Here is a 24196-nt window from a genome sequence, read left to right as displayed (position 1 = left end):
GCTCAGGCTCCCCCGGCGCGGTAACCGACGCCGCGGACGGTGGTCACGATCCGCGGGTTGTCCGGGTCGTGCTCGATCTTCGCGCGGAGCCGCTGGACGTGCACGTTCACAAGGCGGGTGTCCGCCTTGTAGTGGTAGCCCCAGACCTGCTCGAGCAGCATCTCGCGCGTGAACACCTGGTTCGGCTTCTCGGCGAGGGCGCGGAGCAGGTCGAACTCGAGCGGCGTCAGCGCGATGACGGCCTCGTCGCGGCGGACCTCGTGCCCGGGCACGTCGACCGTGAGGTCACCGACGTGCAGGACGGCCGCGTCGGAGGCGGTCGGGCGCAGCCGGGTGCGGATGCGTGCGACGAGCTCCTTCGGGTTGAACGGCTTCACGACGTAGTCGTCGGCGCCGTTCTCCAGGCCCGCGACGACGTCCGAGGTGTCGCCCTTCGCGGTGAGCATGATGATCGGCGTGCCGCTCTCCGCGCGGATGCGCCGGCAGACCTCGATGCCGTCGATGCCGGGGAGCATCACGTCGAGGAGCACCAGGTCGGGCTTCGTCGCGTGGAAGGCGTCGACGGCGTCGTTGCCGTCGCCGCTGAACTCCGGCTCGTAGCCCTCGGCGCGGAGGACGATGCCGATCATCTCGGCGAGGGCCTGGTCGTCGTCGACGACGAGGATGCGCGGTGTCATGTGATGTGGACTCCGGGTGGCGTGCGGTGGTGCCGGGCAGGCACCTCTCGTTCACAGTAGCCGAGGGCCTGCCCGAACACCGCGCGCAGCGCGCACCCGCGTGCGAGCGCGCAGCGCGGGCAGCGCACAACGCGCGCGAGCGCGCAGCGCGGCCGGGGTCAGTACCGGTAGTGGTCCGGCTTGAACGGCCCCTCGACCGGCACGCCGATGTAGGCGGCCTGCTCCGGGCGGAGCGTGGTCAGCCGCACCCCGAGCGCATCGAGGTGCAGGCGCGCCACCTTCTCGTCGAGGTGCTTCGGCAGGACGTACACCCCGGTCGGGTACGCGTCGTGCCGGGTCCAGAGCTCGATCTGCGCCAGGACCTGGTTCGTGAACGAGTTGCTCATCACGAAGGACGGGTGCCCCGTGGCGTTGCCGAGGTTCATCAGGCGCCCCTCGCTGAGCACCAGGATCGACCGGCCGGTGGGCAGGCGCCACTCGTGCACCTGCGGCTTGATCTCGATCTTCTCCGCACCGGGCAGTGACTCGAGCCCTGCCATGTCGATCTCGTTGTCGAAGTGCCCGACGTTCGCGACGATCGCCAGGTGCTTGAGGCCGAGCATGTCGTCGACGCCGACGACGCCGAGGTTGCCCGTGCAGGTCACGACGATGTCGACCTCGCCGATGACGTCCGAGAGCCGTGCGACCTGGTAGCCGTCCATCGACGCCTGCAGCGCGCAGATCGGGTCCACCTCGCTGACGATCACACGGGCACCCTGGCCGCGCAGCGCTTCTGCCGCGCCCTTGCCGACGTCGCCGTAGCCGACGACGAACACGACCTTGCCGCCGATCAGGACGTCGGTGGCGCGGTTGAGGCCGTCGGGCAGCGAGTGCCGGATGCCGTACTTGTTGTCGAACTTCGACTTCGTGACGGAGTCGTTGACGTTGATCGCGGGGAACTTCAGTTCACCGGTGCGAGCGAGTTCGTACAGGCGGTGGACGCCCGTGGTGGTCTCCTCGGTCACGCCCTGGATGTCCGCTGCGATGCGGGTCCAGCGGTCCGAGGACTCCGTCAGCGAGGCTGCGATCGTGTCGAGCACGATCCGGTACTCGGCGCTGGCGTCCGGGCCGGCGTCCGGCACCCGGCCGGCCGCTTCGGCGTCCGCGCCGGTGTGCACGAGCATGGTGGCGTCGCCGCCGTCGTCGAGGATCAGGTTCGGACCGGCCCACTCCGCCCCGGCTTCGGCTGCTTCGGCGCTCCAGTCGAAGATCCGGTTGGTGCACCACCAGTAGTCCTCGAGCGTCTCGCCCTTCCACGCGAACACCGGGACGCCGGCGGGGGCGTCCGGGGTGCCGGTCGGGCCGACCGCGATCGCCGCGGCGGCTTCGTCCTGCGTGGAGAAGATGTTGCAGCTGGCCCAGCGGACCTGTGCGCCGAGCGCCGTGAGCGTCTCGATGAGCACGGCCGTCTGCACCGTCATGTGCAGCGACCCCGCGATGCGCGCACCGGCGAGGGGCTGCGACGCACCGAACTCCTCACGCAGGGCCATGAGGCCCGGCATCTCGTTCTCGGCGAGGCGGATCTGGTGACGACCGGCCTCGGCGAGGCCGAGGTCGGCCACGCGGAATGCTGCTGCGGCCTGGGTTTCGGTGGGCATGGGGTCAAGTCTCCCACGGTGACCGTGAGCGACGTCACGGACGCGGGTCGCGCCTCCAGACCGGCCGGGAGGCTCGGATCACCCGGGTGGGCCGGCCTGCGCGGCGGGTCGTCCGCTCAGTCGACCGCGCGCTCCTCGCGGAGCGGCTCACGGCGGATGACCTGCCAGCCCTGCGGGACCCGCAGGCGGGCGGCGTGGCGCGCGCAGAGGTCGTACCCGTGCGGTTCGACCCGGGTGGAGAGCGGTCCGACGACCACCATCGAGTCGCCGTAGTCGTACGTCAGCGTCGCCGAGGCGCTCGCCCCGCAGGCGACCTTGCTGCAGATCCGCACTTCCATACCGATGTCGACCATACCGAACCCGTCCGTGTCCGTGCCGCCGCGTACGATGTGGGGATGCGCCGCAAGCCCCGACTCGTCACCCCGGTCGACCGCGCCCGGGGGCGCTCCCGGCACGGCCGCGGGTACCGCTCGAGCATCACCGGACCCGACCTCGCCCCGATCATCACCCGGGCCGAAGCGTTCGACCGCATCGTCGGCGACACCGCGCACTACCTGCTCGGCCTCTGGCCGGACGAACTGCACGGCGTCGTGTTCCAGGTCGCGGACATGCCGACCGACCCGACGCTGCCGGACCGGATGCCGCGCTGGCGGGTCGAGCACGACGCCCGCCGGGTGACCGTCTTCCGGATCCCGGTCGAGCGCGTCACACGCTCCCCGGAGAAGGACGACACCGACCGGCGGGTGATCGTCGAGACCGCCGTGTTCCGCGCGGTGGCCGAGCTCATCGACAAGGACCCGTGGGACCTGGCGCCCGACCGCTACCGGCACTGGTGAGCGCCGGGGGCCGCGTCCGGAGTGGACGCGCACCGGCGCGTCAGGGGTAGACGCGCACCGGGGTGGAGACCTCGGTCGACGCGCGGATCGGGAACCCGGCGACGCCGCCCTGTCCCGCGTACGTGACCCCGGCGACGAGTCCCTTCGCACCGGTGATCGTGAGCTGTCGGCTGTAGGCCACGCCCACCGTCTCGGTCGATCCGCTCGGGACCTGCACCGTGGACCGGTCGTCGCCGGAGCGGATCACCACGGAGGCGTCCTCGGTCGTCGGGTTGACGATGTTCAGCAGGCCACCGTCACCGGGGGCGACGGCGGTCGTGGTGGTCGCGCCGAGCGGCTCCGCGGACGCGAACCAGCCGAGGTCGGTCTGCTCACCGTCGGTGGTCGTCGTGGTGCGGGCGCCGGCGACGACCGGGACGGTCGAGCTGACCGTGAACGAGTAGCGCCCGTCCGGGAAGTCGTCGAGCGCCACGTCGGTGACCACGCCGGGTTCGGCGGTGGTGTTCACCGTGGTGCCGCCGCCGTCCGCGGTGGTGATGCCGAGCGTGACCCTGGCGGCCGTCGTGCCGGGGACGAAGAGCCGCACGATCGGGGCTGCGTCGGCGGTGTCGTCGCCGCGCTGCGCGTCCTCGGCGCCGCGGAGGACGACACCGGGGATGACCTGGCTCCGCGCGGGAGCAGCGCCGCCGGAGACGATGTCGAACCCGCCGGGGGTCAGCGTCCGGACGACGGTCTCCTGCATGTGGGCGACGATCTGCCCGCCGGAGGACGCCACGTGCACGACGGTCGAGCCCTGGTCGGAGACGAAGCCGGAGAGCGGCACGACCTTCTGCGAGTTCGGCGCGACGACGATGCCGGTGGTGCCGGGCGCGCTGACCGTGCCGGTGGCGTCGTAGATCGTCAGGTCGACGGTCGCGTTGACGTCGGTCGGGTTCGCGAGGGTGATGAGGCTCGTCCGCCCGGTCTCGGTCGAGCCGCCGACGAGCCAGGTCGACTGGGTCGGGTCGTCGCAGGACGCGGCCGCGACGCCGACGAGGTCCCCGCTCGACACGCTCTGGTAGCTCGACCCCGCGACCTGCGGCGTGGTCTTCCCCGCCGGGGCCGTGAGGAGGGTCGGGTCGCTGCTGCCGGTCGACGATGCGGCGAGGTCGGACCGCTCGACGGTCCGGCCGGTCGTCGCGGTGGCGACCGTGGCGGTGCCGACGGTGCTCGCGGTCGTCGCGTCGTTGCCGGCGTCGTCGGAGAGCCGCAGCGCACTGCCGGCGCAGACGCGCTCGGCGTCGGCGGCGACCGGGGTGACGGTGCGGCCGGCCGGCTGCCCGGGGGCCTCCGTCGTGCCGATGGCGTTCGCGGCGGCGATGGTGCCGGCCGCGACGACCACGGCGATCGCGGTCGCGGTGCCGCGCAGGATCCAGCGGCGAGCGGGGGTGGTCATTCGTCGCGCTCCTCGTCGAAGGTGGTCGCCGGTTCGTCGGCCTCGAGCACGTTCGAGGTCGCCCGACGGCGGCGCGGTGCGGTGGGGACGGCGAGGAGCGCAGCTGCGCCGAACACCACGCCGAGGACCACGAGGTAGAGCGCGTGGGTCGCCTTCGCGGCAGCCGAGCCGGTCCCGGTGCGGTCGACGTCGCCCTCGTAGTGGAACAGCGACCCGGTGGTGGTCTCGCCGATGCTCGTGAACAGCGCGTTCTGGCCGATGGCCCCTGCTGCACGGTCGTGGACCTGCTGGGCGAGGTCGTCCTCCGGGGCGTCGTCGAGCAGCACGAAGCTGATCCCGAGCTCCTTGAGCGCCGGCCTCGGGTCGTAGCCGCTGCGGCTCGCGAGGTTGCCCGCGAGCGTCGCCAGGCGGGAGCCGGCGGGGCTCAGGGAGAGTGCGGTGGCGTCGAGCGTCGACTGGTCGTCGAGCGTCGAGCCCTGCCCGCGTTCGAGCGACACCGCGAGGGATCCGTCGGTCTGCGGGTCGACCACGAGCGTGCCGACGTCGGGGTTCGCCTGCGCCTCGGCGTTCACGTACGCGCTGAGGACCCGTCCGGTGGTCGGTTCGATGACCGCGTTGCCGAGGTAGAACGCGGCGAAGGCCGGTGCGACCGCGACGCCGGCGAACACCGTCGCGACGAGACCGACGACGGGCGCCTGGCGCGGCACCGTGTCGATGCCGATGCAGGCGGCCACGACGATCGCGAACCAGTACACGCTCAGCCCGCTGCCCGGCCAGACGATCGTGGTCGTCGCGCCGACACCGGTCACGGTGAGGTGCGTGGCACCGAACGCGGTGGCGAACCCGAGCAGCGCGGCGATCAGGGCGAACCCGGCGACCGACCAGCGGTGTCCGAGCATCGACCCGATGGCGGTCGCGGCGATCGGGAGCGCCAGGACCGCCAGGGCGATCGGCAGCGCGGCGACGACGACGTCGAGCGGCGTGCTGACCGGCAGCCAGCCGTTCCAGTCGGGCAGGGGCTGGCCGATGGCGAGCTGCAGCGCGGAGGGTGCACGGGTGGCGGAGGGGACGCCCGGGTCGGCGAAGACCGCGAGCGGGTTGCCCCTGGCGACCTGCGCGAGCACGAGCGGCACGAAGAGGACCGCGGCGGGCACCGGGATGAACACCCGGCGGTGGGCGTGCCGCCAGCCGACGGCCAGCGCGACGAGCCACCCGACGAGCAGGACCGGCAGGAGCGACGGCGCGGACGCGGCGACCCCGGCGAAGAGCAGCGACGCACCGGAGGCCGAGGCCCACGAGCGGTGCGCCTCGAGCACCGTGAGGAACAGCCAGGGCAGGAGCACGTGCGCGATGACCGCGCCGAGGTGCCCGGTCGTGACGCCGCCGACGAGCGCCGGGGCGATCGTGTAGAGCGCCGCGCCGATCACCGGCACCCACGTGCGGGTCGTCAGCTTCCGGACGACGAACCAGGCGCCGAGCGCCGAGACCGGGAACGAGAGGAGCACCACGATGACCACCGCGGTCGACGGGGACCAGAACGTGATCGACCCGAGGACTGCGAGGACCGCGGCGAAGGGGTCGCTCGGGCCGGTGAACCCGGTGCCGAGCGTGTGCCAGCCGTAGCCGACGTTCTGCCACAGTTGCGACACGGTGGTCGACAGGGGCAGCAGCCCGCCGCCGGTCAGCGCGGGCGAGCCGAGCAGCGGGAAGAGCGTGACGACGCTGAGGAGCGCCGCCGCGAGCACGACCCAGATGCCGCCGTCCCCGAGGAAGGACGCGCGGGCGACCGGGGCGTCCTCCACCCGGGCGAGCTCGACGTCGCGGGAGGTGGTCCGGTGCTCGTGGACCCGCCGCCAGCTGACGCGCAGGGGTTCCACGGCGGCCCAGCCGAGCTGCTTCGTGCGGGCGAGGGACTTCCGCGAGCGTCCGGCTCCACCGCCGAAGGCGACGGCGAACGCGGCGGCGAGCTCCCCGGACACGGCCGCGGGGTGCTTCGCGACGAGGTGCCCGATGGCGCGGCCGATCGCGAAGGGCACGAGTGTCAGCCAGTGGATCCAGAGGACCCCGGCCGGCGCGTACGTCATTCGGCGGTGCAGCTGGGCCTGGCGGTGCAGGCGGACACGACGGCCCTCGGAGACGCGCTTGCGGCCGAACTCCTCGATCGGGCCGGCGCTCGTCGCGCGGGCGTCCGGGACGACGGCGACACGGTGGCCGGCGAGACGGACGCGCACGCAGAAGTCGAGTGCGGCGTCGACGTCCGGCAGGGCCTGGTCGAACCCGCCGAGGGCGACCCAGACCGAACGACGGACGAGCATCCCGCCGGCGGCGACCGCCAGGACGTCGGTGTGCCGGTCGTGCTGGCCCTGGTCGAGCTCGTCCTGCACGAGGGTCAGGGAGCGGCCGAAACGGGTCATGCTCTCGCCGAACGCGCGGATGCGCGCCGGGTCGGTGTCGGAGACGAGCTTCGGGCCGGCGACCGCGACGGACGGGGCGATCTCCACGGCGGCGAGCATCTCGGCCAGCGCGGTCGGGGCCGGGGCGTTGTCGTGGCCGACGAGCCAGAGCCACTCGTCCACGGCCTCGTCGGACTCGGGGTGCGGCGCGGCCTTCTCGCCGACGGCGACGGCGTCGCCGAACGAGCGGCCCGCCGGGATGCGGGTCAGCTGGGCGGATCCCCCGAACTCCAGCTGGGCGGTCGACCCGTCGGTGGAACCGACGTCGACGACGACCAGGTTCTCGGGGTGGCGGGTCTGGTTCGCGAGGGCGGCCAGCGTCCGGTCGAGGTGGTCCGCCCCGTTCGCAACGACGAGGATCGCGGTGACACGGGGCTGAGCGGAACTGGGCTGCATGACGGGCGTCACTCTACGGTCTGGAGGCCCGGCAGCAGTCCGACGGATCGGCGTGCCGTGAACCTGTGGCCGGGATCAACGCCCGGTGCACGCCTAGGCGCGCTTGCGGAGCTTGCGGCGCTCACGCTCGGAGAGGCCGCCCCAGATGCCGAAGCGCTCGTCGTTCTCGAGTGCGTACTCCAGGCACTGCGACCGGACCTCGCACGAGGTGCAGATCTTCTTCGCTTCGCGCGTCGAGCCGCCCTTCTCGGGGAAGAAGGCCTCCGGGTCGGTCTGCGCGCAGAGGGAGTCCGCCTGCCAGGCGAGCGGGTTCTCCTCGTCGTCGGTCTCCGGACGTCGGACGCCGGGGACGCCGAGCGCCACGGGGTCGACGTGCCAGTCTTCCGGAACTCCGGCGTGGAAGTCGGAACCGCTCACCCTGATCACCCCTTGGTTCATCTCGCTCGGTCGTCATCTCGGGACCCTGCCGTGATGTCGTTGCCTGTAATTACAGCGGTGTGATTCCCTGGAGTCAAGTCGCGGATCATAGAAGGCACTGACCGTTCCGGCGTGTCATGTCCCCCATTCGGGCGTGTCGCGCCGGTTCTGTCGGCACCTCGGGGGACAGTCCGCGCGGGCGGTGGCGCCGCGCCCGCGCCCGCGGTGGGCCCGCGCCCGCGGTGGGCGCGCGCCCGCGGTGGCCCCGCGCCCGCGGTGCGGACTGGCTTCGCACAACCGGAAGCAGCCCGAACCACGAACGTCCGTGGTTCGGGCTGCTTCCGGTAGTGCGACGCGTCGGGGCGCGATCCCGTGCTCAGCCGACGCGGCGGCGGGCCTCCCAGGCGCTGGTGACCATCGCGTCGAGCGTGTGGCGCATCGCCCAGTCGAGGTCGCGGGCCGCTGCCTCGCCGGTGGCGACGATGCGCGCCGGGTCGCCCGGACGACGCGGGGCCACCTCGGGCTCGAACGCGATGCCGGTGCCCCTGGCCATGGCGTCCATGATCTGCCGGACGCTCACGCCGTCGCCGCTGCCGAGGTTGTAGGCGCGGTCGAGGGTCTCCCCCGCCTCGAGCTTCGCCGCCGCGATCGCGTGCGAGTGCGCCAGGTCGGCGACGTGCACGTAGTCGCGCACGCAGGTGCCGTCGGGCGTCGGGTAGTCGTCGCCGTTGATCCGCGGGGTGCGGCCGGCGAGCAGCGCGTCGAAGACCAGCGGGAAGAGGTTGTGCGGGCTGGCGTCGTAGAGGTCCGGCTCCCCCGACCCGACCACGTTGAAGTAGCGGAGCGACGTCGTGGTGAAGCCGCGTGCGACCTCCATGTCCCTGAGGAGCCACTCGCCGATGAGCTTCGACTCGCCGTAGGGCGACTCCGGGTTCTTCGGCGTGGACTCGACGACGGTCTCGACGTCCGGCGTGCCGTAGACCGCGGCGCTCGAGGAGAACACGACCTTGTCGACGCCGGTGTCCGCCATCGCGCGGAGGAGCGTCGCCATGCCGGTGACGTTCTGCTCGTAGGTGTGCAGCGGCCGCTCGACGGAGACCCCGGCGTACTTGTAGCCCGCGACGTGGACCACACCCGTGACGCCGTGCTCACGGATGGTGCTGGCGAGGAGGTCGCCGTCCAGGATCGTGCCCTCGACGAAGGGAACGTCGTCGGGCACGAACGCCCGGAACCCGCTGGAGAGGTCGTCGAACGCGACCGTGTCGATGCCGGCCGAGCGCAGCGCCCGGACGACGTGGGATCCGATGTACCCGGCACCGCCGGTGACCAGCCAACTCATGTCCGCCACGCTAGCGGACGGGCGGGCGCGGGCAGCCGCGCGACCCGTGCGCGATCCCGCACGGGGTCTACACGCCGGTGGCGATGAAGACGGTCGAGGTGAGTCCGCTCGTCGAGTCCGCCTCCACCGTGACGTCGCCCTCGTCCGGCGTGATGAAGCACGACTCGCCCTGGCGCAGCAGCGTCGCGGACTGCGCGCCGACGAGGGTCACGACGCCCTCGGTGCAGATCGCGATCGAGGGTCCGGCCAGCGGGGCGACCCCGCCGGTGCTCAGGCCGACCGGGCGGCCGTCGCCGGTGACGCGGACGAGCGCGAAGCCCACCCCCTGCGGGGCGAAGCGGTCGACGCCGACGGCGAGCTGCTCCGGCTCGAGCACGGGTGCGGGGTACGCGGTGAAGTCGAGGACGCGGAGGAGCTCCGGCACGTCGACGTGCTTCGGCGTGAGGCCTCCGCGGAGCACGTTGTCCGACGGCGCCATCAGCTCGATGCCGAGACCGTCGAGGTACGCGTGGATGTTCCCGGCCGGCAGGTACATCGCCTCGCCGTGACGGAGGGTCACGCGGTGCATCAGGAGCGACACGACGATGCCGGGGTCACCCGGGTACGACTCGGCGAGCTCGGCGGCCGTCGCGGTGTTCGGGGAGTGCTCGGCGGCGTCCTGCGCGAGGTGGCTCACCGCGTCGACGATCGCGAGCGCCGAGGGGTCGGCGGTCTCGAGCCACCGGACGGTGTCCTCGAGGCCCTGCTGCAGGTGTGCGGTGAGGGGGCCGAGGCGGCCGCTGCCGGCGTCGAGCGCCGCGACGTCGGCCATGGTCTCCTCGACCGGGCGGAAGCCGCTCAGCGCCTCGAACCGCTCGCTGAGCGCGACGACGAGCTCGGGCTTCGGGAACGGGTCCTTGTAGTTGCGCGCCGGGTCGTCGATCGGGACGCCCGCCGCCTCTTCGCGGTCGAAGCCCTCACGGGCCTGCTCGGGCGTCGGGTGCGCCTGCAGCGACAGCGGTGCCGCCGCGGCGAGCAGCTTCAGCAGGAACGGCAGCCCGGTGCGGTCCGTGCCGAGCGCGGTCTGCGGCTCCGCGGCGATCCAGTCGAGGACCGTGTCGGCGCCGCCGACCATCGCGGGGTTGACGACGACGCTCGGGCTGCCCGGGTGGGCGCCGAGCCAGAGTTCGGCCTGCGGGGCGCCCGTGACCGTCCGTCCGAGGAGCTCGGGGATCGCGGTGACGGAACCCCAGGCGTAGTCACGCGGGGTGTTGGTGATGCCGAGGAACATGTGCAGAGCGTATCGGCCGGGCGCACCGCGTTAGCCTGGACCCCGTGACGAACACCTGGCCGTTGGCCCGCGGAGCCGTGCCCGAGCGGGAGGCCTTCGCCTTCGGCGCCACCGTCCTCTTCGTCGTGTTCGCCGGTGACGCCGTCCCGAACACGCTCACCTGGTTCGGCGCGGCCGCACTCTGGGCCCTGGCGGCGGTGTGGGGCATCACGATCACCGTCCGCGCGAAGCCGACGATCGCCCGGACGCCGCGGGCGCTCTGGATCTTCCTCGGCTGGTGTCTGGTCTCGGTCGTCTGGTCGCACTGGTGGGCCGCGACGCTCGCCAGCATGGCCGCGCAGGTGCTCTGCGCGCTCGTCGCGTTCGTGATCGCCTCCACACTGACGTGGCGCCGGATCCTCGACGCGGTGAGCCTCGCGATGCGGTGGGTGCTGATGCTCTCGCTGCTGTTCGAGGCCGCCGTCGCGGTGTTCGTCCGGCACCCGATCGCGCCGATCTGGACCCACTACGGCAACCGGGACATCCCGGACGCGTTCTACTTCTCCCGTGCCGAGCTCTTCACGGGCGGCCGCATCCAGGGGCTGCCCGGCAACGCGAACCTGCTCGCGATGGTCGCGCTCCTCGCAGCCATCGCGGTCGCGATCCAACTCGCCGAGGGCCGGATGCGCCGCAACCAGTCGATCGGGTGGCTCGTCGTCGCCGCCGCGGTGTTCGTCCTGACGCGCTCGTCGACGGTGATCGTCGCCGCGGCCGTCGTCGCCGTGGTGTTCCTGCTGGCGGTGTGGATCCGCCGGGTCCCGACCGAGCGGCGCACCCCGCGGTACCTGCTGATGACCGGGGTCGCCGTGGTGATCGTCGTCGCGGGCGTGCTCGGTCGCGGTGCGATCGCCGGTGTCCTTGGCAAGAGCTCGGACTTCACCGGCCGCGGCGAGATCTGGACGAAGGTCCTCGGGCTGATCGACGTGCACCCGGTCGTCGGGTGGGGGTGGATCGGCTACTGGTGGCCGGACGTCTCGACGCTCGCCGACCTGGCGCACCGGAAGGGCGTGACGTACCTGCAGGCGCACGACGCGTACCTGGACCTGTGGATGCAGACCGGGCTGATCGGGCTGCTCCTCTTCGCGATCTACGTCGTGACGACGCTGTACCGCTCGTGGGCGTGCGCCACCCGGGTCGGGTTCGACGCCGGACTCCGGCCGCGGCCCTTCGACCCGGTGTCGCTGCTGCCCCTGCTGGTCGTCGTCGCGCTGCTCGTGCAGTCCTTCGCCGAGTCGAGGCTGCTCTACCAGGGCAACTGGATCCTCTTCGCGCTCATCGCGATCAAGTCGCGCATCGTGCTCGTCGGCGAGGAGCCGGTGTCGGTCGGCGACGGCCCCAGGACGCCCCCGGCGAAGCGCGAGTTCCGCTGGGCCGCGACGCGCTGACGCCGACCGGCTGACGCGGTCCCGCCGACCAGTGACCGCTGGTCAGCGGCGGTCGAGCAGGACGCTGCACGGCAGGGTGGCACCCCACGGGGCCGTCCGCACCTCGACCGACCCGGCCGGGTCAGCACGGCAGACCTCGAGCTGCGCGGTGATCTGCGGCGCCCAGAGCGGACCGTCGTCGCGACGGGTGTTGCCGGGCGCGACGGACGACACCGCGGCGGCGACGACCACCGCGATCGCAGCCCACCCCACCACCGCGGCGACGACCGTGCCGACCCTGCCGGCGGTGCGGCCGGCCGCCCGCGACCCGCGTGCCGGGACCCGGACGGACCAGTTCCGCCGGTCGATCAGGACCGACGCCGCGACGACGACCGCGGACACGAGCAGCATCGCCGCCGCGGCCGCGTAGCGGAGCGGCGCCGACGCGGTGAAGTCGGTGACGGGCAGTTCGCCCCAGCGGAGGTCGGCGGACTCGTTGGCGACGAGCGCCGCGGTCCAGACGACGACGGACCCGGCGGCGAGCGCGGCGACGAGGACGCGGGCCCGCCACTGCCCGAGGACGACGGCCGCCACGAGCACGACGGCGATCGCCACCAGGGGCCAGACGAGGACGCCCCAGCCGTGGTGCACCACCGCGGTCGCGACCGAGCTGAGGTCCCAGGTCCACGCGCCGGCGAGCGGCTGCAGGAGGTACCCGTGCACGACGTCGGCGACGGTGGGGTGCCCGGGGCGGGAGATGCGCGTGTCGGTCAGCGCGGAGACGACCTGGACCGCGCCGGCGAGCACCGTGACGACCGTGACCGGCAGGGCCAGCAGCCGGGCACGTCCGCGCCACCACGCGAGGACGAGCAGCGGCGCGAAGAACAGCGTCTGCGGCTCGGTCAGCACCGCGCCGAGCGCGAGCGCCGCGACGGCCGCGGACCCCCACCACGTCCGTGCCCGGTACGAGAACAGCCACGGGACCAGCAGGAGCATGTACCAGTGCAGGTTCGCGGCGTTCCCGCCGACCTCGTACGGCGCGATCGGCAGCACGACCGGCACGGCCGCGAGCACCACGCGCAGCGGCCACGCGGGCACGACGTCGCGGGCGAGCAGGAACACCGCGGCGGCGACCACCCCGACGATGAGACAGGACGCCGCGGAGACGGTCACCGCGTAGTCCTCGACCGGGCGGCGGAAGCCGAGGTCGACGACGAGTCGGGGCAGCAGGTGCAGGTACCCGGCGTACGGACGGAACAGTGAGCCGGCCTCGCCGTACGCGAGGCGTTCGCGGAGGAACACCCCGCCGTCCTCGGCCCACACGGTCCCCCGCGTCGTGGGCCCGAGCCGGTACCAGGCGAGCGCGGTCGCGGCGACGGCGACGACCACCGCGGCGAGCGCCGTCAGCAGGGTCCTCCGAGCGCGCTCCATCGCGGATCGACGTTACCCGAGATATCGCACCTCGCGATATGCAGGGGCGCGATACACACCGGGGGTGCGAGAGGATGGTCCGGTGACGGACGGCAGGGTGACGCGGCGAGCGCTCGCACGCCGGTACCTGTCCGCCTGGATCGGCTTCTCGGCCGGCGGGCGCTTCAGCCAGGCCCTCGCGACCGTGATCCTGCTCTTCGCGTTCGGGCAGCCCACCGTCCAGGCGCTCGTCGGCAGTGCCGGCACCTGGGCCATCACCGTGACGCTGGTCGTCCTCGCCGGCCTGAGCCTCCTCGGGCAGCGCTACCGGATCGAGTGGCACGGCGTCCTCCCGCTCTCCCTGATGGCCTTCGTCGGCTACTGCGCGCTGAGCGTGCTGTGGAGCCAGTACTCGTGGGTGGCGCTCCGCGGGTTCGTGGCGACGGCGTGCTTCATCGGCCTCGGCCTGTACCTGGCGCTCGGCCGCGACCTGGTGCAGGTGATCCGGGCGTCCGGCGACGCGTTCCGGATCCTGCTCGTCGTGGCCCTCGGCCTCGAGGTCCTCTCCGGCCTGGTGCTCGACGTCCCGATCCCGGCCTTCGGCATCCACGGCGACATCGCGTACGGCGGCCCGATCCAGGGCATCGGCGGCACCCGCAACTTCATGGCGTTCGTCGCGGCGATGGCGCTGGTGACGTTCGTCGTGGAGTTCCTCACCCGATCGGTGACGATGTGGCGTGCGCTCGGCTCGACCGCCCTCGCGGTGATCGCCCTGATGCTCTCCCAGTCCCCCATCTCCGGCCTCGCGATGATCGCCCTCGCCGTGACGGCGCTCGCGCTGTGGTCACTCCGGCACGCTCGCGCGTCGACCCGTCCGGTGGTGAACGGGGTGCTCGGGGGTGCCGTCGTGCTGATGCTCGTCGTCGCGGTGCTCTTCCGGCACCGGGTGCTCGCCGAGATCGGTGCTGCCGGCGGGACCGCGACCCGGCTCGGCCTGTGGTCCCAGATCCGCCTGCTCACCGAGCAGTACCCGATGCAGGGCTGGGGCTGGGTCGGCACGTGGCCGCACGAGCCGGTGTTCCCGTTCGTCACGCTCGTCGACCCGGACGGCGCGCGGTTCACCTCCGGCCTGAACGCCTTCGTCGACGCCTGGCTGCAGATCGGCCTGGCCGGGGCCCTGATCCTCCTGATCACGGCCCTCCTCGCCTTCGGTCGCGCCTGGGTCACCGCGACGACCTTCCCCGGCGTCGCCTACGTCTGGCCGGCCGCGGTGCTGGTGCTCCTCGGCGTGACGAGCGCGGCGGAGAGCTACCTGCTGCACGGTGCCGGACTGATGGTCTTCACGACGGTGCTGGTCGTCGCGGCACGACGTCGGTCGTGGCGTCGGCACCTCCCGCGCTCCGAACACCTCTCCTGAGCCGCTAGCGTGGCCGGGTGCACCCCCGACTGCTCGAACGGACCGCCATGTGCGTGGTCGCGGCCGTCTTCACGGCGCTCAACCTGCTGCTGAAGCTCCCGTGCTCGGTCCCCGGGCCGGCCGACGTGCCCCGCGGCGCGTTCGTGTCGCAGTACGGCTGCTGGTCCGACGTCGCCGCGCTCTGGAACAACCGCCAGCTCGCCGGACACGTCTTCCCGTACGTCACGGGCTCCGAGCTCGGCAACGGGACCGTCGAGTACCCGACCCTGACGGGGGTCTGGGTGTGGCTGACCGGGTTGCCGGTGGGCTCGGCGCGCGGGTTCCTCGTCGTCACCGCGGTGGTCGCCGCGGTCCTCGCCGTCGTCGTCACCCTGCTGCTCATCCGGGTCGCCGGCCGGCGCGCCTGGATCTGGGCGGCGACGCCCCCGCTCGCGCTGTACGCGGTCTACAACTGGGACCTCCTCGCGGTGGTCTGCACGGTCGCCGGGGTCGTCGCGGTGCTCCGCGCACCGGCGTCCTGGTCGCCGCTCGTGCGGTACACGGTGGCCGGTGCGGCGTTCGGCCTCGGGGGTGCGTTCAAGCTGTACCCGCTGATGTTCCTCGCCCCGCTCGCCGTCGCCGCGCTGCTGGACGCGGACGCCGCACTCGGTGCCCGGGTCCGCCGCACGGCCGCCGCGCTCGGCGCCGGGATCGGGGTGCTCCTCGCCGCGAACGTGCCGTTCATGCTGATCAACTTCCCCGGGTGGGCCTCCGTCATCCGGTTCCAGGCCGACCGACCGATCGGGGCCTCGACCCTGTCGATCTGGTACTACGGCTTCCTGCCGTGGTCTGGCGACCTGGACGGACCGTTCCAGCACACGATGAGCGTGATGTCGACGGCCGCCACCGCGATCGGCATCCTCGTCGTGCTCGCGGTCACCGTGGTCCTCGGGCTCCGACGCGGGACCACGCCCTGGGTGCAGTCCGCCGCGGCGCTCCTGGCGGTCTACATGGTCGCGAACAAGGTCGCGTCACCGCAGTACGTGCTGTGGCTGCTGCCGTTCCTCGTGGTGCTGCGCATCGGGGGCTGGTGGATCGCGGCGTACCTCGTCGCGGACGTCTGCGCGGTGGTCGGGTTCTTCCGGAACACGTACTACACGGCGCTCGGCGCCGGGATGCAGACGTGGGCGTACCAGGCGATGACGGTGGGCATCTGGGGACGTGCGGCACTGCTGGTGGCGTTCGTCGTGCTGTTCCTGCGCGCCGAGGTCGTCACCCCGCCACTGCTGCGCGGAGCGGACGAGCAGCCGCAGGCCGACGACCAGCAGGGCGACGAGCAGCAGCTGGACGGCCAGCCGCCTACACGCGGACGGCGGAGCGCCCGAACCGTCGCTGCAACCCCCACTGCGTGACCCGGAGCATCGCCTCGACGACGATGGCCTGACTCATCTTGGAGACCCCGCGCACGCGGTCCCGGAACCGGATCGGCACCTCGACGATCCGCCCGCCGAGGTCGTGCACCCGCAGCGTCATGTCGACCTGGAAGCAGTAGCCCTTCGAGTCGATCTCGTCGAGCGCCATCCGGGCGATCGTGTCCGAGCGGTAGACCCGGAAGCCGGCGGTGATGTCCCGCACGTCGATCCGCAGCATCCACCGTGCGTAGGCGTTCCCGCCGCGACTGAGCGCCTGGCGGTACCAGGGCCAGTCGACGACCGAGCCACCGGGGGTCCAGCGGGACCCGATCGCGAGCATCACGTCCTCGGAGCCCTGCACCGCGTCGATCAGCGCCTGGAGCCGGTCGGCCGGGTGCGACCCGTCCGCGTCCATCTCCACGAGCAGGTCGTACCCGTGCTCGAGTCCCCACCGGAAGCCGGCCACGTAGGCGGTGCCGAGCCCGAGCTTCCCGGTGCGCCGCAGCAGCCGCACGCGGTCGTCCCGCGCGGCGATCGCCTCGACGACGTCCCCGGTGCCGTCCGGGCTGGCGTCGTCCACGACGAGCACGTGCGCGTTCGGGACGGCGTCCAGCACCGCGGCGACGATGTGCGCGACGTTCTCGGCCTCGTCGTAGGTGGGGACGATGACCAGGGCCGTACCAGGGGTCATCGGTTCGTGATGCGGTGCTTCACCTTGGCCGCGACGCTCCGGGGCCCCTCGGTGCGCAGGTAGTGCGCGACCCGGCCGATGTCGTAGCGGACGCCGTACAGCTTCTGCCGGTCCGGCACGCGGACCCGCATCTCGTGCGGCGCGGGCAGCCCGGCCTGGGCGCGGACGGTCTTGTCCGCCGCACGGACCGGGTTCCGGCAGAACTCGACGAGCGGCTCGAGCACGTTCTGCCAGGTGAAGTCCTGCCGCACGCGGGTGACGTTCTCCAGGTAGGTGGCACGGGCGTCGTCGTCGAAGAGCACGGTCTCGAGGGCGTCGGCGATCGCGGTGGCGTCGCGCTCGTGCACGACCTCCCCCAGGTGCTCCTGCGCGACGAGCTCGGCGAACGAGTCCCCGTCCGTCGTCACGATCGGCAGGCTCGCCCAGAGGTAGTCGAGGATGCGCGTGCGGAACGAGAACGTGGTCTCGAGGTGCTCGTAGTGCGTGGAGACGCCGGCGTCGGCCTCGGCGAGGTACGCGCCGCGCTCCTCGTACGGGATCCACGACTCGTTGAAGAAGACGTTCTTGCCGGTGAGCCCGAGGTCCTCGGACTCCTTCCGCACCTTGGCGACGATGTCCATCTCGGGGACGTCGGGGTTCGGGTGCTGGACGCCCATAAAGAACAGGCGGACGTTCGGTCGGCGCTCGGCGAGCTCGCCCATCGCACGGACGAGCGTGATCGGGTCGAACCAGTCGTAGATGCCGCCGCCCCAGACGACGAGCTTGTCGTCCGGGCCGATGCCGGGCACGACGCCCTTGACGACGTTGTGCGTGTGCACGGGCGGGGTGGCGGACAGGCCGAACGGCACGACGCCGATGAGGCTCCGGAGCTCCGGGTCGCGCGAGTAGGTCCTGGCGTTGATGCGCCCGGACCCGGCGAGCTGGCCGAGCCAGAACAGGCGCTGCCGCTCGGAAGCGCAGATGAAGTAGTCGCCGAGCTCGAGCTGGTGGTTCAGCGTGTCCGAGGCGTCGAGGATCTGGCGGTCCCAGGCGTCGACGTCCTCGCTGCGGCCCTGCTCGAGCTGCTCGAGGTGCAGCGGGTCGTAGACGTCGACCACGAGGATCTTCGCCGTCGACTCGAGCACCGGGAACAGGCGGAGCGCGTGGCCCTGCACGATGATGACGTCGGCCCAGGCCTCGTGCTCGACCATCTGGCGCGGGTGGCGGTGCGGGACCGTCACGACGTCGTAGGCGGGGTCGATCTGCACGGAGCGGGTCAGGCTGATGACGCGGACGTCGTGCTCGCCGGAGAGCTCCTTGGCCATGTTCGTGGCGCGGATCGCGGGGCCGGCCATCTTCTCGCCGATGGCGTCACCGGTGACGATGAGGATGCGGCGACGCTGCCCGACCTCGAGCACGCCGAGCGAGTGCACGATCTTGTCGTACCCGGCGAGGTAGTGCTCGATCGGGTAGGCGGGCTCGTCGCGGTTGCCGAAGAGCCCGAGGAGTTCCCGGTCGCTGCGCACGCGGGTGGCCTGCACGAGGCGGCGGGACTCCGTCATCGAGGGCAGTTCCTCGACGAAGCGGTCGATGCCGAACACGCCGGCCATCGTCGTCTTCGACACCGGCATGGTCGACTCGGCGTCGTTGCCGGGGCGACGGATGTCGAGCGAGGCGGAGTCGAGCTCGCCCCGGCCGACGGCGCGACGGACCGCGAGTGCCAGGGCACCGGGCAGCGCGGTGCGCAGCTGCTCGTCGCCGAGGTTCTTGTAGAGCGTGAAGAGGGCGTTCCGCTCGAGCAGGTACGTCTCACGGAAGTCGCCGAGCTTGTTCATCGACGCGTGGTGCTTGTGGAACGCGACGGACTTCGGCTGGTAGCGGAAGCGCCAGCCGAGCAGGTTGAGGCGCCACCCGAGGTCGACGTCCTCGTAGAACATGAAGTAGCGGTCGTCGAAGCCGTCGAGCTGCTCGAACAGGTCGGCGCGGATGAACATCGCGGCGCCGGTGCCGAACAGGACGTCGGTCTCGTTCTCCCAGCGGCCGGTGTCGGGCGAGCCGGCGAACGGCTTGTAGCCCATGCCGTACCAGGTCATCGCCGCTTCGGTGAAGTCGACGTTGACGCCCTCCCAGTCGAGGACCTTGCTGGCGACGGCGCCGATGTCGCGACCGGACGCGAAGGTCGCCATCGCCTCGCGGATCCAGCCGGGGTCGGGGCGCGCGTCGTTGTTGAGGAACGCGACGTACTCGCCGGTGGTGTTCGCGACGCCGAGGTTGCAGCCGCCGGTGAAGCCGAGGTTGCCGCCGGACTCGACGAGCGTGAAGGGGAGGTCCGACGCCTTGAGCCGGCCGACGTGCTCCGGACCGGAGTCGTTGTCGACGACGATGATCTCGAGGCGGTCCGCCGGCCAGTCCTGCTCGGTCAGACCGACGATGCTCGTGAGGGTGTCGTCGGTGCCCTTGTAGTTCACGAGGACGACCGAGACGACCCCCGTCCTGCGCTCGCTCACTCGAACCCTTTCGTCACACGGATGTTTCCCGCACGGTTCGGCCCAGAGCGGACCGTCACGACCGGCGTCGTGCGGTGAACACCCTACAAGGCCGGGCCGTGAAGACGGACCGGACACGGACCGGGAGCGAGACCCGGACCCACCGGCAGCGAGACCCGGACCCACCGGCAGGGAGACCCGGACACGGACGGCCAGCGACACCGGGCGCCGAGAGGACTGGGGCATGATGGACGGATGCCCGCTCCGCTCTCCCCCACCGGGACCGAGACCCCCGGGACCGAGGCCGTCCACCCGGACGACCGCGGTGCCGGTCTCTACCGCGCCCTCGCTGCCGGCGACCGTCGTGTCGGCCCGCGCGGCACCGTCGCCTTCGCCGTCTCCACCGCCGACGTCGACTCCGGCGCCGGTGACGTGTACGTCGCGCTCGGACTGGGCAAGTACCTCGAGCGGCTCGGGTGGGGCGTCCAGCTCTGGCCGATGGAGCAGTGGGACACCCCGGTCCCCGAGGACGTCACGGTCCTGGTGTCCATGGTCGAGTCGTTCGTGCCCGGGCTGGTCCCGGAGCACACTGCGCTCGTCGCCTGGGTCCGCAACTGGACCGACACCTGGGCGGACCTGCCGTACCTCGACGAGTTCGACGCCGTGTGGGCGTCCTCGACCCGTGCGGTGGAGCGGATGGCCGCGAAGCACCGTCGCCGCGTGTCGCTGATGCCGATCGGCGTCGACCTCGAGCTCTTCGACGGCACGCAGCACCAGAACGACACGACGCACCAGAACGGCACGCAGCCGCAGAACGGCACGCAGCACCAGCCGCAGGACACGCACCGGGGCACGCACCCGATCGACGTCGTCACGACCGTGAACTTCTGGGGCGCCGAGCGCCTCGGCACCGCCGCCATCGACGTCCTCGCCGAGTCCCGCGACGTCGTCTGGTACGGCGCGAACCGGGAGCACCTGGTACGGTCCGAGCGCATCGACCACCGCGGCATCGCGTCCTTCTTCGACCTCCCCGCGGTCTACGCGTCGAGTGCGTTCGTCGTCGACGACCTCATCCCGCCCGCCCGGAAGTACGCCACGCACAACTCCCGGCTGTTCGAGGGCCTGGCCTCCGGCGCGCTCGTCGTGACGAACTGCGCCGACGGTCTCGCGGACCTCGGCCTCGAGGACGTCCCGACCTACCACGACGGCCCGTCCCTCGTCGACGCGGTCGGCGAGCGGGACGACGACCTGGTCGCACGCCTGCGTGCGGTGGTCGTCGAGCGGCACTCGTACGCGGCACGCGCGGCGGTCGCGGACGCCGCCCTCACCGAGATCGTCGCGGAACGCGCGGGTCGGCCGGGTGCCCACCGCGGCGCCTTCCTGACCTGGACGACGCACCTCCGCGAGCAGCTGCGCCGGACCGAGCGCGAGCGCGACACGCACCTGTCGGGTGTGCACGACATCAACGGCCGGCTCATCACCGCCATCGAGGACGCCCAGCGCGCCGCCGCGGCCTCCGACGCCACGATCCGCACCCTCAGCGAGGAGCGGGACCGTCTGGCACGACGCCTCGACGAGGTCACCCGCAGCCGCACGTTCCGCCTGGCCGAGCGCATCGCCCGCATCACCGGCCGACGCTGACCCGGACCGGCAGGACCGGTCACCACGCGCCATGGGCGCGACCACGGACGGACGGGAGGCCCGGTACCAGCTGGTACCGGGCCTCCCGTCCGTCACGTGGTGAGGATCACCGCATCACTTGACCGTGAGCGTCTGGCAGACGCTCACGTTGGCGCCCGCCCCCGTGTTGATCGCGAACGCGCACACCTTCGTGGACCCGGAGGCCTTGCCGGTGAGCGTCGTCGAGAACGCGTGTCCCGAACCGAACGCGCTGTAGGTCGTCGCGAGCGACGCCTTCGCCTGGTCCGCCGCGATCGACGCCGCAGCGGTGTCGTTCAGGTAGACGTGCACGCGGATCGCGTCCTTGGTGTCCGGGTCGATCGCCCAGCCACGGACCTTGACCTGCCCGGTGGCCGGCGAGGAGACCTCGTCGAGCAGCAGGGTCGGGGACCCGGTCGCCGCGGCGACCTTCTGGCAGGTGCTCGTGTTCGATCCGCCGCCGGTGTTCTTCCCGATCGCGCACACCGTGTGCGTGCCGGGGCCGACGCCGCTGAGGGTCTGCGTGAACGCGTGGTTCGCGCCGTACCCGGGGTAGGTCGTCGCGAGCGACGCCTTCGCGGTGTTCGCACTGCCGGTCGCCACGGTCTTGCCGTCCACCGTGTAGGTCATCGCGACCGCGGACACGGTGTCCGGGTCCACGGCGGAACCGCTGATCGCGATCTTGCCGAGACCGGCCGATGCCGCCGAGTCGATGCCGACCTTCGGCGAACCCGTCGGGGTCGAGAACGACTTGCAGATGCTGGCGTTCGAGGTGCCGGCACCGACGTTGATCGCGATGATGCAGAGCGTGTGCTTCCCGGCGGAGATGCCCGGACGCTCGAGGCGGTAGGCGTGCTGGTCGCCGTAGCCCGGGTAGGACGCGTTCAGGTTCGCCTTCGTCCCGTCGGCGGCGATCGAGGTGAGCGCCTTGCCGTCCAGGTAGAAGTGGACGCGGACGGTCCCGGTCGAGTCGGGGTCGATGGTCCAGCCGCGGGCGAGGAGCGTGCCCGGCGACTTCGAGGCGACCTCGTCGACCGCGAGCCACGGGTAGCCCGTCGGCTTCTTCACGGACTTCGACCCGATCTGCTTCCAGACGCCGGACGAGGTGTCCTTCGCCCAGGCCGTGATCGTGTGGGTCCCGCCCGCGACGCCCTTCCAGGTGCCGGTGTAGCCGTGGTTGTCGCCGTAGCCCGGCTTGACCTTGCCGACGTCGGCGCGCTTCGCGTTCGCGGTCAGGGTGCTGACGGCCTTGCCGTCGACACGGATCTGCACGGAGATCGACGCGTTCGTGTCCGGGTCGATCGCCCAGCCCCGGAAGGACAGGGTGTCCGCGGCGACGCTGGCGGCGTCGAGCGTGCCCATCGGCGTCCCGGACGGGACCGTCACGTCGCGGCAGTTCAGCAGCGAGTTCGCGCCGGCGCCGGTGTTGATGGCGAAGGTGCAGAGGTTGTGCTTGCCGGCGCTGACCCCGGTGAGGGTCGTCGTGAACCCGTGCGCGGTGTTGTTCGCGCCGAGGCGGCTGGCCAGGTCGGAGCGGGTGTTGTCGGCGGCGTCCGTCGACTTGCCCTTGCCGTCCAGGTAGTAGGCCACGCGGATCGGGGCGGTCGTGTCCGGGTCGGCGGCCCAGCCACCGACCGTGATCTGCCGGTAGCCGGCGGTCGCGGAGTCCACGCTGCCGATCGGCGACGACCCACCGGTCGGCGAGCCGAACCAGTCGGTGTACATCCGCCAGAAGTTCCGGTTGCCGTACGCGGAGCAGCTGTCGCCGGTGCCGTAGAGGTTCGACATCGCGGCGGTGTTCGGGGTGTACGGCGTGTAGATGTACAGCCCGGCGGTCGCCTGGTTCTTGATGTAGACGGTCTTCGTCCCGCACTTGCCGTTCGGGTTGTAGAGGATCGCGTTGTTGCGGCCGGCCTGGTACGCCCACGAGGTCGGGCTGGCCTGGTAGCGCTTGAACTGCAGCGCCGCCGCGTAGACCTGCTGGCCGAAGCCGTAGTACGCCGGGTCACACGGAGCGGTGTCCGGGCAGGCGAAGCCGGTGGCGTGCAGGTACATGTACGACGTCGGCTTCGACGTCGTGACGATCCCCTGCTCCTTCTCGAGCAGGACGAGGAGCACCTTCTGGCTGATGCCGCACGCGGCGCCGACCTGCGCGATGACCGTCGCGGCGGACTTGCTGCCGCCGGCGATCGCCGCGCACCGGCCGGAGACGGCCTTGATCGCGCTCATGTTCTGCGTGAAGTTCTTCAGGCAGGCCGGCCCCCCGGATGCCTGCTTGCAGCTCGGTGCCGCGCTGTTCAGGAACGACTGCACGCTCGAACCGCTCATCGCGGACCCGTTGTAGAAGTTCGCGTCGCTGATGATGTTGCCCGGGTCGAAGCCCGCAGCGGTGGCGGCTGACGCGGACTGCGTCGTCGTCGCCTCGGAGACGATCGTGCCGAGGGTCAGCCCGCTCGCGGCGACGGCGAAGGACGCCAGCAGCGCGAGCGTGGCCCGGAATCGGGGCCGAGACGCTGATCCGTCTCGGTCCCTGGTCATGAACAGTCGCATCACGGCACCTCCGCCGTCATCGGGTCGGATGTCGTCGACTGCGTGCCGACGGTGTACTTGAGCGTGACCGACCAGTTCCCGGTGCTGATCTGCCCCGCGGGGAACGTGGCCTGCGCGCAGCTCACGGACGAGGCGCTCGCGGACGGCGCGCTCGTCGTGGTGCGGGTGGTGCCGCCGTTCTTCGCGGTGAAGGTGCAGGTGCCCTTCGCGTTCGTGGTGCCGGAGACGAGTCCGGCGGTCTGCAGGGTCTTCGAGCCGGCGTCCCAGGACGCGAAGGTCACGATCGCCGTCGCCGGGAAGTCACCGGGGTCGGTGTCCGCCTGACCGGTCGAGCCGGTCCCCGGGAAGTCGCCGAGGTCGGTGTCGTCGTCGGAGGGCTCCGACGCGACGGCCGAGGGGCTCGTCGACGTGCTCGCGGACGAGGTGGCCGTGGGTGCGACCGTCGCCGACGAGGTCGGCGTCCGGGACGCCGACTTGGTGGGTGAGGGAGAGGGGTCGTCGCCGCCGGCGGAACAACCCGCCGAGAGGAGACTGAGTACACCGACCACCGCAAGCGCAGCGATCGGCCGAGACACGTGGTGCATGCTGCGGGCCGTCCTGTGGATGTTGACAAGGGTCCGGGTTGCGTCAACGGTAACCCCAAAGTCGAGCCTGAGGGTTGGATCTGCGCGCTTTCACCCCCGCACGGGGCGCACGGGACGCCCCGGGAGGGGTGAGTATGCTGTTCCGGTCCTGCCCCCACGAACGAAG

Annotated in this window: 18 protein-coding genes; 5 read left to right on the top strand and 13 right to left on the bottom strand. The window is 72.0% G+C overall.

All coding sequences use genetic code 11. The annotated features are described in order from the left end of the window. Positions 1-2: 2 nt before the first annotated feature. The 3 genes from mtrA to EDF55_RS16975 form a co-directional block, all read right to left on the bottom strand. Complete coding sequence (gene mtrA, locus EDF55_RS16985; protein WP_123656163.1) at positions 3-677, bottom strand: MtrAB system response regulator MtrA; 675 nt, start codon at positions 675-677, stop codon at positions 3-5. Between the two features lie 158 nt (positions 678-835). Further along, positions 836-2314 carry an adenosylhomocysteinase gene (gene ahcY / locus EDF55_RS16980; protein ID WP_123656162.1) on the bottom strand — a complete coding sequence of 493 codons (1479 nt, stop codon included), beginning with the start codon at positions 2312-2314 and terminating at the stop codon, positions 836-838. Between the two features lie 116 nt (positions 2315-2430). Next, positions 2431-2667, bottom strand: coding sequence for a DUF3499 family protein (locus EDF55_RS16975; RefSeq protein WP_395870539.1), 237 nt, complete (start codon positions 2665-2667; stop codon positions 2431-2433). Positions 2668-2709: 42 nt separating this feature from the next. Between EDF55_RS16975 and EDF55_RS16970 the strand changes: the two genes are divergently transcribed. Continuing rightward, positions 2710-3150, top strand: a complete 441-nt coding sequence (locus EDF55_RS16970; protein ID WP_123656161.1) for a metallopeptidase family protein — start codon at positions 2710-2712, stop codon at positions 3148-3150. 40 nt (positions 3151-3190) lie between these two features. Here the strand turns inward: EDF55_RS16970 and EDF55_RS16965 are convergent, their stop codons facing one another. The 5 genes from EDF55_RS16965 to manA form a co-directional block, all read right to left on the bottom strand. After that, complete coding sequence (locus EDF55_RS16965) at positions 3191-4585, bottom strand: DUF5719 family protein (RefSeq protein WP_123656160.1); 1395 nt, start codon at positions 4583-4585, stop codon at positions 3191-3193. Beyond that, on the bottom strand, positions 4582-7434 hold the full coding sequence (locus tag EDF55_RS16960) for a glycosyltransferase family 2 protein (RefSeq protein ID WP_123656159.1): 2853 nt from the start codon (positions 7432-7434) through the stop codon (positions 4582-4584). The genes EDF55_RS16965 and EDF55_RS16960 overlap by 4 nt, the downstream gene beginning before the upstream one ends. A gap of 93 nt (positions 7435-7527) precedes the next feature. Continuing rightward, positions 7528-7872, bottom strand: a complete 345-nt coding sequence (locus EDF55_RS16955; protein ID WP_395867778.1) for a WhiB family transcriptional regulator — start codon at positions 7870-7872, stop codon at positions 7528-7530. A 355-nt stretch (positions 7873-8227) separates the two neighbouring features. Next, entirely contained in the window at positions 8228-9190 is a 963-nt protein-coding gene (gene galE / locus EDF55_RS16950; protein ID WP_123656157.1) for a UDP-glucose 4-epimerase GalE, read from the bottom strand. 67 nt (positions 9191-9257) lie between these two features. Beyond that, complete coding sequence (manA, locus tag EDF55_RS16945; RefSeq protein ID WP_123656156.1) at positions 9258-10460, bottom strand: mannose-6-phosphate isomerase, class I; 1203 nt, start codon at positions 10458-10460, stop codon at positions 9258-9260. Positions 10461-10504: 44 nt separating this feature from the next. On the opposite strand from manA, the gene EDF55_RS16940 reads away from it, so the two are divergent. Beyond that, positions 10505-11884: an O-antigen ligase gene (locus EDF55_RS16940; protein ID WP_123656155.1), complete on the top strand. Its 1380-nt coding sequence runs from the start codon at positions 10505-10507 to the stop codon at positions 11882-11884. A gap of 42 nt (positions 11885-11926) precedes the next feature. Here the strand turns inward: EDF55_RS16940 and EDF55_RS18945 are convergent, their stop codons facing one another. Beyond that, positions 11927-13294 (bottom strand): hypothetical protein, encoded by a 1368-nt coding sequence (locus EDF55_RS18945; protein ID WP_185017503.1) that lies wholly within the window; start codon positions 13292-13294, stop codon positions 11927-11929. A gap of 82 nt (positions 13295-13376) precedes the next feature. Here EDF55_RS18945 and EDF55_RS16930 point away from each other — a divergent pair, with 82 nt between their 5' ends. Next, a complete protein-coding gene (locus EDF55_RS16930; protein ID WP_123656154.1) occupies positions 13377-14690 on the top strand; it encodes an exopolysaccharide production protein in 1314 nt (437 codons plus the stop codon). Positions 14691-14707: 17 nt separating this feature from the next. Then, positions 14708-16081, top strand: coding sequence for a hypothetical protein (locus EDF55_RS16925; RefSeq protein WP_123656153.1), 1374 nt, complete (start codon positions 14708-14710; stop codon positions 16079-16081). On the opposite strand, the gene EDF55_RS16920 is transcribed toward EDF55_RS16925, so the two are convergent. Both EDF55_RS16920 and EDF55_RS16915 read right to left on the bottom strand, forming a co-directional pair. Continuing rightward, positions 16029-16772, bottom strand: a complete 744-nt coding sequence (locus EDF55_RS16920; protein ID WP_123656152.1) for a polyprenol monophosphomannose synthase — start codon at positions 16770-16772, stop codon at positions 16029-16031. The two genes, EDF55_RS16925 and EDF55_RS16920, sit on opposite strands and share 53 nt — an antisense overlap. Further along, positions 16769-19258 (bottom strand): glycosyltransferase, encoded by a 2490-nt coding sequence (locus EDF55_RS16915; RefSeq protein WP_123656151.1) that lies wholly within the window; start codon positions 19256-19258, stop codon positions 16769-16771. Before EDF55_RS16915 ends, EDF55_RS16920 begins: the two co-directional genes overlap by 4 nt. A 234-nt stretch (positions 19259-19492) precedes the next feature. Here EDF55_RS16915 and EDF55_RS16910 point away from each other — a divergent pair, with 234 nt between their 5' ends. Continuing rightward, complete coding sequence (locus tag EDF55_RS16910) at positions 19493-20878, top strand: glycosyltransferase (RefSeq protein ID WP_123656150.1); 1386 nt, start codon at positions 19493-19495, stop codon at positions 20876-20878. A 114-nt stretch (positions 20879-20992) separates the two neighbouring features. On the opposite strand, the gene EDF55_RS16905 is transcribed toward EDF55_RS16910, so the two are convergent. Then, positions 20993-23434 carry a hypothetical protein gene (locus tag EDF55_RS16905; protein ID WP_123656149.1) on the bottom strand — a complete coding sequence of 814 codons (2442 nt, stop codon included), beginning with the start codon at positions 23432-23434 and terminating at the stop codon, positions 20993-20995. A gap of 11 nt (positions 23435-23445) precedes the next feature. Beyond that, positions 23446-24021 carry a hypothetical protein gene (locus EDF55_RS16900; RefSeq protein WP_123656148.1) on the bottom strand — a complete coding sequence of 192 codons (576 nt, stop codon included), beginning with the start codon at positions 24019-24021 and terminating at the stop codon, positions 23446-23448. Positions 24022-24196: the final 175 nt, after the last annotated feature.

This window comes from Curtobacterium sp. ZW137, assembly GCF_003762905.1.
Taxonomy (GTDB): Bacteria; Actinomycetota; Actinomycetes; order Actinomycetales; family Microbacteriaceae; genus Curtobacterium.
Note: the sequence above shows the minus strand (reverse complement) of the source record. Positions and strands in the feature narration are given on the sequence as shown.

What these genes read in the sequence shown, in the direction of transcription:
- mtrA (WP_123656163.1), bottom strand. Translation starts at nt 677, where the DNA reads ATGACACCGCGCATCCTCGTCGTCGACGACGACCAGGCCCTCGCCGAG.
- ahcY (WP_123656162.1), bottom strand. Translation starts at nt 2,314, where the DNA reads ATGCCCACCGAAACCCAGGCCGCAGCAGCATTCCGCGTGGCCGACCTC.
- EDF55_RS16975 (WP_395870539.1), bottom strand. Translation starts at nt 2,667, where the DNA reads ATGGTCGACATCGGTATGGAAGTGCGGATCTGCAGCAAGGTCGCCTGC.
- EDF55_RS16970 (WP_123656161.1), top strand. Translation starts at nt 2,710, where the DNA reads ATGCGCCGCAAGCCCCGACTCGTCACCCCGGTCGACCGCGCCCGGGGG.
- EDF55_RS16965 (WP_123656160.1), bottom strand. Translation starts at nt 4,585, where the DNA reads ATGACCACCCCCGCTCGCCGCTGGATCCTGCGCGGCACCGCGACCGCG.
- EDF55_RS16960 (WP_123656159.1), bottom strand. Translation starts at nt 7,434, where the DNA reads ATGCAGCCCAGTTCCGCTCAGCCCCGTGTCACCGCGATCCTCGTCGTT.
- EDF55_RS16955 (WP_395867778.1), bottom strand. Translation starts at nt 7,872, where the DNA reads ATGAACCAAGGGGTGATCAGGGTGAGCGGTTCCGACTTCCACGCCGGA.
- galE (WP_123656157.1), bottom strand. Translation starts at nt 9,190, where the DNA reads ATGAGTTGGCTGGTCACCGGCGGTGCCGGGTACATCGGATCCCACGTC.
- manA (WP_123656156.1), bottom strand. Translation starts at nt 10,460, where the DNA reads ATGTTCCTCGGCATCACCAACACCCCGCGTGACTACGCCTGGGGTTCC.
- EDF55_RS18945 (WP_185017503.1), bottom strand. Translation starts at nt 13,294, where the DNA reads ATGGAGCGCGCTCGGAGGACCCTGCTGACGGCGCTCGCCGCGGTGGTC.
- EDF55_RS16920 (WP_123656152.1), bottom strand. Translation starts at nt 16,772, where the DNA reads ATGACCCCTGGTACGGCCCTGGTCATCGTCCCCACCTACGACGAGGCC.
- EDF55_RS16910 (WP_123656150.1), top strand. Translation starts at nt 19,493, where the DNA reads ATGCCCGCTCCGCTCTCCCCCACCGGGACCGAGACCCCCGGGACCGAG.
- EDF55_RS16905 (WP_123656149.1), bottom strand. Translation starts at nt 23,434, where the DNA reads ATGACCAGGGACCGAGACGGATCAGCGTCTCGGCCCCGATTCCGGGCC.